Origin of the sequence: Mycobacterium sp. (assembly GCF_049280035.1) — a bacterium.
Lineage (GTDB): Bacteria > Actinomycetota > Actinomycetes > Mycobacteriales > Mycobacteriaceae > Mycobacterium.
The window spans coordinates 1-6,965 of sequence record NZ_JBAPPI010000340.1 but is presented as its reverse complement, the minus strand read 5'-3'; the positions used below and the strand labels follow the sequence as shown (position 1 = coordinate 6,965).

Sequence of the window (6,965 nt, the reverse complement as noted above, 5' to 3'; positions counted from 1 at the left end):
CAGCGGGGGCGTGACGGAAGGCCGAGCGGTCGGCGAAGCGGGCTTTCGCTGACGGTGCGGTGTCCAGTCCTGACCGTCCCAATAACGCTGTGCGTTCGAGTCGTGGGGGTCGTCGTACCAGCCGGGCTGGTTGGGTGTCGTCATGGGCAGATCCTCCCGGTTGACTGAACTGCACCCGCGAAAGGGAGAATAGCGCGGGCGGCAGCCATCAGTGGCGTTACCGATCACTATTCTTTCCGTGCCGTCGGTATTCACCCGGCGTGCGGCTGAATCGGTTGGAATTACGGCCTGGCCCGCTGACCGTGCTCCCCGGTTCAGCGTTGCAGTTGGCGACGATCGCGCAGTCACCGGGTCGCTTCCTTTCGCCGAATTAGACGGCCGGACAACGGTTCCGACGAAGGTGGGTTGCTTCGCACAGCCAAGAACTTAAATCCTGGCATCTGCCTGGAGGGTTGCATGTTGACCACACACGCCTCACCGTGAGGCTGCTCTGGTCCGCGATAGGGCCGGCGCGGTATCTGTCAATCGGCTTAACCACCCACTGATATGGGTTACGTCATTGGTTGGTTTTCGAGTCGGTGTATGGCACAGCGGTGCGCGGTCGTGAACAGCGTTCATCCGTTGAGCCAATGCAGCGAAAGAGGTGCTGGTCTGCGAACGCGGCAGTTAAACTCTGACGGCCGGGATTACAGGCAGTGGTGGTCCGACCCGGTCAGTGTGAGAGGGGGTGTCCCCTGGTGGAGCCTAAGGGATCGATTCTTCTGGTCTACTTCGTCGCCGATGAGTCCGGCTCGATGGGGCGCAATATCGGCGAACTCAACGATGGCCTAGCCTCGCTGCACGACGCTTTGCAACGTGAGTCGTTCGCCGCCGCAAAGGTGCGGTTATCGGTAATCGGCTTTTCCGACACGGCGTTTACCTATCTTGAACCCGCTGACTTGCGTGTGCTTCAGGGGATGCCGGTGTTGACCGCCCAGAGCCTCACCTCGTATGCCGCCGCCTTCGACCAGCTCGCTTACCGGATCAGGGTTGACATTCCCAGCTTGAAGGCTCAGGGATACACGGTGCATCGGCCGGCGGTGTTTTTCTTAACCGATGGTCTGCCGAACCAAAACGAGGATTGGCGCTCAGTTCGAGCGAATCTGCTCGCCGAACCTGCAGCACCCAACATCCTTGCCTTTGGAATCGGGGACGCCGACGCGGCCGTCGTTGCCGAGCTAGCGACCAAGCCCCACTTCGCCTTCGTCGCCGCCCGCGGGGTGGACGCGGGTGAGGCGATCTCAGAGTTCATTACCTCTCTGACGCAGTCGGTGATTAGCTCCGGGCAGGCCATCGCTACCGGATTGGCTGAACTGCAATTTGAAAAGCCAGAAGGGTTTACCTTGGCCGTCGACTTCGTGTAGGCCCGGCGTACATGATGGCCTGGCCGAGGCGAAAACACGGGGGACCCCGCGACGAGGACTCCACCGTGCCGGTGGACCGGCCAACCGTCCAGTCGACAGCTCTCGCCGCAGAGCCGCCGACGGTCAGGCCAAGCGCATCGGTCTCTGATGTGTCAGGGGCCGCCGAGGTCGTCGGTGCCACCGTCGTCCCGCAAATTACGGTGGGATCACCGTCGCCGAGCGTGGAGCCGTCACCGATCGGTACGGGCTATTGCTCGTTGCCTTTTCGTCCCGATTTGATGATCGATGGGTGGTCTACCGACGCCATGACCGTGCGTGGGGTGTCGCAGCGCGGACATCTGCACCGCTACAACGGCGCACCCCGTCAGGATGATTTCGCGTTGCATCATCTGGCCGATGGACGCGTGATTGTCGTTGTCGCCGACGGTGTTTCGGAGGCACCGCAATCGCATATCGGCGCGAGCGTCGCCACCAGGCAAAGTGCCGATTGGCTGCACTCCAACCTCGGAGATGACGTCACCAATATTGATTGGTTGGCCCTGATCAAGAGTGCCGCGTGGGCGCTCATTGAGCGAGCGCAAGCCCTTCTGGGATTGGACGCGCCCGACCCAGTGCGTGCCGAACAGGAACTCGCGACGACTTTGGTGTGTGCGGTCATCGAGCCCACCGGTCCGCGGACCTTGCGCGCCTCTCTGATGAGTGTGGGTGATTCGGTTGCCTGGCTGCTCTCGGCAGGACAATTCGTCGAAATCCTCGCCGGGAAGACGGTGCCGGACTCCGGGATCGCGTCATCAGCAGTCGTTGGATTGCCCCGCGTGCCAAACGAAGTGACGCGTGCGGTGGTCGATTTCGCAGACGACGATGTGTTGTTGATCGCCACCGACGGCATCGGTGATCCGCTGGGCACCGGACAGGGCGGGGTGGGCGACCTGTTTCGCGAGGTGTTGACCAAGCCGTCGGTGCCGTCGCTAATCGAGTTTGCCCACGCCGTGGACTTCAGCCGCGAAACCTTCGATGACGACCGAACTTTGGTCGCGGTGTGGCCACGAAAGCAGGCCTCCCCCCGCAGCCCAGCGCCGCCGCGTCAGCCCGGTGCTGTCGATGGTCTGCGATGACAAGCCCGTGGCATCGATATCGACGACGCGCAACGCTATTCGTTGCTGCGCGCACGATGGGGGCTCGGAATATGGCGGCCGGACAGGTTGGTGAATCGCCCGCCGGGAAGGGGGCGGTTCGCTAGCATTGGCCAGCGTGGGTAATTGGAGGCCGCGGTGGATGAGGTGGTGTTTGGCCGGTACCGGCTGATCGGGGTGATCGGCGAGGGCGGCATGGGCAAGGTGTTTAAGGCCCATGACAGTGTGATCGGCCGGGATGTGGCGGTCAAAGTGTTGCCTACCCAGTTAAGCGCCGAGCCGGGTTATCGGGAGCGATTTCGTCGTGAGGCCCACACCGCTGCCCGGCTGACTGAGCCCCACATCATCCCGATTTATGACACCGGGGAAGTCGACGGCCAGTTGTATTTGGTGATGCCGATTATCGACGGGATCGACGTGCAGGGTTTGCTGGCGCGTGACGGGCCGATGAGTCCGCAGCGGGCCGTGTATGTGATTGCGCAGTTGGCTTCTGCGCTCAACGCTGCGCATGCCGTTGGCCTGGTGCACCGCGATATCAAACCCTCCAATGCGTTGGTGACCCGCGACGATTTTGTGTATCTGATCGATTTCGGTATCGCTCACGACGCGACGGCCACCAAACTGACCAGTACCGGCATGATGGTGGGCACCTGGGCCTATATGGCCCCCGAGCGATTCACCGCCGGCACTGCTGATGCCCGCGCCGATGTCTATTCGCTGGCGTGTGTGCTCTATGAGTGCTTGACCGGCGCCCAGCCTTTCCCCGGCGACAGTATGGAACAACAGATCGGCGGGCACCTGACGCTGCCCCCGCCCAAACCCAGCGGCGTCAATTCCGCTGTTCCGGTTGGGTTTGATGAGGTGATCGCGGCGGGCATGGCCAAAAAGCCTGACCAGCGCTATCAGAGTGCTCGTGAGCTGGCCACCGCCGCCCAGCAAGCCCTGACCACTACCGGATCGCACGGCCCGCACTCTGCTCCGACGTTGCTTGCCGAGTCGAACCGCGATGACGATCAACAGCCCGCCGGCTCGACCCTGGCTGCGACCCCGCGTTCTCAGCAGAGGGGTAAGTCTGTGAAGACGCGGCAGGTGATTGAGCGCGACAGGCTGGGGGTGCTGACCAAGATCGGCCAGGGCGGGCAGGGTGTGGTTTATCGCGCGCCTAACGTGAAGACCAAGTTCGCGGCGTCGATGGTTTACAAGGAGTACAAACCCCAGACGTTGGCCGGCATCGATTTCACCGCGCTGGCCGCGATGCCGGCCCTGGTGGAGGATTCGCTGTCGTATGCGCAGGCCGAGCGGTTGGTCTCGGTTGCGGCGTGGCCGTGTGCCCTTGTCGAAGACGGCGGCGCCTCAACGGGGTTCGTGATGCCCGCCATTCCTGATGAGTTTTTCATCCCGCTGACCACGGTCAAAGGTGTCTCCAGCACGGCCGCGGAGTTCCAGCACTTGTTGAATCATTCCTCGGTGTTGGCGGCACGTGGCATCGTTATCGATGAGGCGCAACGCTATGCGTTGTTGCGCGAGGTCGCCTCGGGGTTGGCGTTTTTGCACAAGCACGGTGTGTGCGTGGGGGATATCTCCCCGAAGAACCTACTGTTCTCGTTGACTCCGCATGAGGCTGTCTATTTCATCGACTGTGACGCGATGCGCATCAACCGCGTGTCGGCCCTGCCTCAGATGGAGACGCCGGGCTGGGAGACACCTGCCGGTGAGGAATTGGCCACCATCTATTCCGATGCCTACAAGTTGGGGTTGTTGGCTCTGCGGCTGGTCGCCGGTGACCACGACACCAAAAATCTTCAGCACCTTCCCTCATCCACACCTGGGCTGTTGCGGCAAATCATCACCGACACGCTCAGCAAGGCGCCTCAACAGCGCCCGCTGCCCGAGGCCTGGACCTACGTGCTGGGCCACGCCATCGAACAAGCCCAACACCAAAAAAAGACCGCCACGCCCACTCCAACACCGGTCAGCGTCCCACCTGCTCCACCACCGACACCGATCGTGCACTCCCGACCACCAAGCCGCCCCTCAGCGCCACCACCGCCACCGCCGCTGCAGTCCCGGCCGCCGTTCGCCCCGCCGGCGCCACCACCGAGCCAACCGGCTTCCTCGGCCAAAATTTTTGCCGCCGTCACCGTGGCAGCCGTGGCTATTGTCGCGGTGATTGCGATCGCGGTGGCGCTCGCCAGCCACAACAACACCACACCGTCAAGCTCATCCGGTAGCGAAGCTACGGCTTCAGCTACGGCTTCCCCTTCTGCTTCGTATTCCACCCCGACGACGAGTTCATGGGCTCCTCCGACCGCATCGGTCCGTCCCCCTCTGGTAGAGACGCCGGACACTCACGGTGTGAGCTGTCCAAACGGGTACCAGCTGCCGGGCCGCTCAGGTTGGGCAACCAACTCCGGGCGCGGAACCGATGAAACTTCTTGCCAATTCGCGGACAATGTGCTGGTGGCCTATTGGGACAGCTATCCCTCCCCTAGCCGCGACTCACGTCAGGTCATCGCTGCGGGCACGATTCCGTGCCCGCAGGTCAGCGCGAACGCCCCCATGCCCGTCTCATGCTCCGGCGACAACTTCATCATGACCTGCGCCGTGAATGGCGACGACCCCTGGATAACGTGCACCGGAGGAAACAACGCCAAGGTCTACCTCTACTAGTCGGTGTATTCCCAACGATCCCAATGTTATTCGACGACAGGCCATTGGTTCGACTCTCGAACACCGCGACCGCCCCGGTCCGCGACACCCAGCGGCTTGCGCAATTCTCGGGCGTGCATAGCGCCATCAGCTGTTGACGGCGCGATGCGAAACATGTGGGTCGATTGCTACTATCCTGCGGTGCTCGGTCCGCCTTCACCGCCTGTGTGCGCCAGACTGCGATCCGTTTTGCGGCGGAAAGCCGTGAACCATGTGGGCGTCGCGCTGCTAATAGTGAGCCTCGCCCCGGCGGCACTTTTCGACGCACCCAAAGCCTCGGCCACCAGCCTCGCCGGAAGGGCGGTCTTTCTGGACCCCGGCCACAACGGTGTGTACGACTCCTCGATCACCCGGCAAGTCCAAAACGGGCGGGGCGGTACGAAGCAGTGCAACACGACGGGCACTGCGACCAACGATGGCTACCCCGAACACGCCTTTAACTGGGACGTCACCCTGCGTATCCGTGATGCGCTCAACCAGATGGGTGCGCGTACCCAGTTGTCCCGGGATGACGACAATTCAGTCGGGCCCTGCGTTGATCAACGCGCCGCATTGGCCAACGCGATGCATCCGGACGCGATCGTAAGCATTCACGCCGACGGGGGACCGGCGACCGGCCGGGGATTTCACGTGAACTACTCCAGTCCACCGCTGAACGACGCCCAGGGCGGCCCTGCCGTGCAGCTGGCGCACGCGATGCGCGATTCCCTGCTCGCATCAGGTCTTCAACCGTCCACCTACATTGGGTCTGACGGTCTGTACGGCCGCGCCGATCTCGCGGGCCTGAATCTGGCCCAATACCCGGCAGTTCTGGTCGAGCTCGGGAACATGAAAAACGGCGACGATGCGGCACAAATGCAGAGCGCGGATGGGCGAGCGAAATATGCCGCAGCAGTCACCGACGGGATAGTCGCCTATCTCAGCGGAAAAGCACCTGGTACCTGAAACGTTCGGATTGCGAATGCCTATGAACACGTGCGGTAACAACATCCGGTGGTCGGTTGTAGGTGTGGTGACACTCGTGGTAACGGCCTGTCTCGTCCTGACAAGCTGCGCATCTTCCGAGCACCGTTCAGCTCCTGCATCCCCGTCGTCGCCGACCAACCCCTCGGTTCGCCACACTGCTGCCGCGCCGGCGCCGGCGCCGGTGGCGACGACGACTGCACCGGAATCGCCTGCCGCCGGCGCTGACAAATCGTTGGCCGCAGAGTTCGCCACGTTGGAGAACAAGCTGAACGCCAAGATGGGTATCGTCATCCGCGGGGTGGGCGCCAACCCACAGCAGCTTGTCTTCGGCGACTGGACAAGCGGACCCGCGTGGTCGACCTCGAAAGTCCCGCTCACCATAGCCGCCTTGCGCGAACAAAACCCGCCCACCGATTTGATGCGAGCCGCAATCACCGAGTCGGACAACGCCGCTGCCGAGAAAATCTGGGCGGGACTCGGCGATCCCGTCCCGGCAGCGCACAAAATGGAAGCTGTCCTGAGTCAATATGGCGATCCGACGACGGTGGAGTGGCAGAGAAGGCGGCCCCCGTTCACGGCCTTCGGCCAGACCATATGGTCATTGACCAACCAGGCCCGGTTCACCGCTGGGGCGGTGTGCGACAGCGGCAATGCGTCGATCTTCAACCTGATGGGTCAAGTGGAAAGCGGCCAAAGTTGGGGGCTCGGGGTCATCGCGGACACCCGATTCAAAGGCGGATGGGGCCCCTCACCC

Annotated in this window: 5 protein-coding genes and 1 pseudogene; 5 read left to right on the top strand and 1 reads right to left on the bottom strand. The window is 62.7% G+C overall.

Going from position 1 to position 6,965, the window contains the following annotated elements; all coding sequences use genetic code 11:
- Positions 1–144: DUF2510 domain-containing protein (locus WAN71_RS11425; RefSeq protein WP_422225433.1), on the bottom strand; the 144-nt coding region annotated here is incomplete at its 3' end.
- 551 nt (positions 145–695) lie between these two features.
- Here WAN71_RS11425 and WAN71_RS11420 point away from each other — a divergent pair.
- The 5 genes and pseudogenes from WAN71_RS11420 to WAN71_RS11400 all read left to right on the top strand — a co-directional run.
- Positions 696–1,403 (top strand): vWA domain-containing protein, encoded by a 708-nt coding sequence (locus WAN71_RS11420; RefSeq protein WP_422225431.1) that lies wholly within the window; start codon positions 696–698, stop codon positions 1,401–1,403.
- 65 nt (positions 1,404–1,468) lie between these two features.
- Complete coding sequence (locus WAN71_RS11415; protein ID WP_422225430.1) at positions 1,469–2,518, top strand: protein phosphatase 2C domain-containing protein; 1,050 nt, start codon at positions 1,469–1,471, stop codon at positions 2,516–2,518.
- Between the two features lie 144 nt (positions 2,519–2,662).
- Positions 2,663–5,206: a protein kinase domain-containing protein gene (locus WAN71_RS11410; RefSeq protein ID WP_422225429.1), complete on the top strand. Its 2,544-nt coding sequence runs from the start codon at positions 2,663–2,665 to the stop codon at positions 5,204–5,206.
- 216 nt (positions 5,207–5,422) lie between these two features.
- A complete protein-coding gene (locus WAN71_RS11405; protein ID WP_422225432.1) occupies positions 5,423–6,190 on the top strand; it encodes an Rv3717 family N-acetylmuramoyl-L-alanine amidase in 768 nt (255 codons plus the stop codon).
- Between the two features lie 202 nt (positions 6,191–6,392).
- A pseudogene (locus WAN71_RS11400) lies at positions 6,393–6,965 on the top strand (hypothetical protein); the annotation flags it as partial.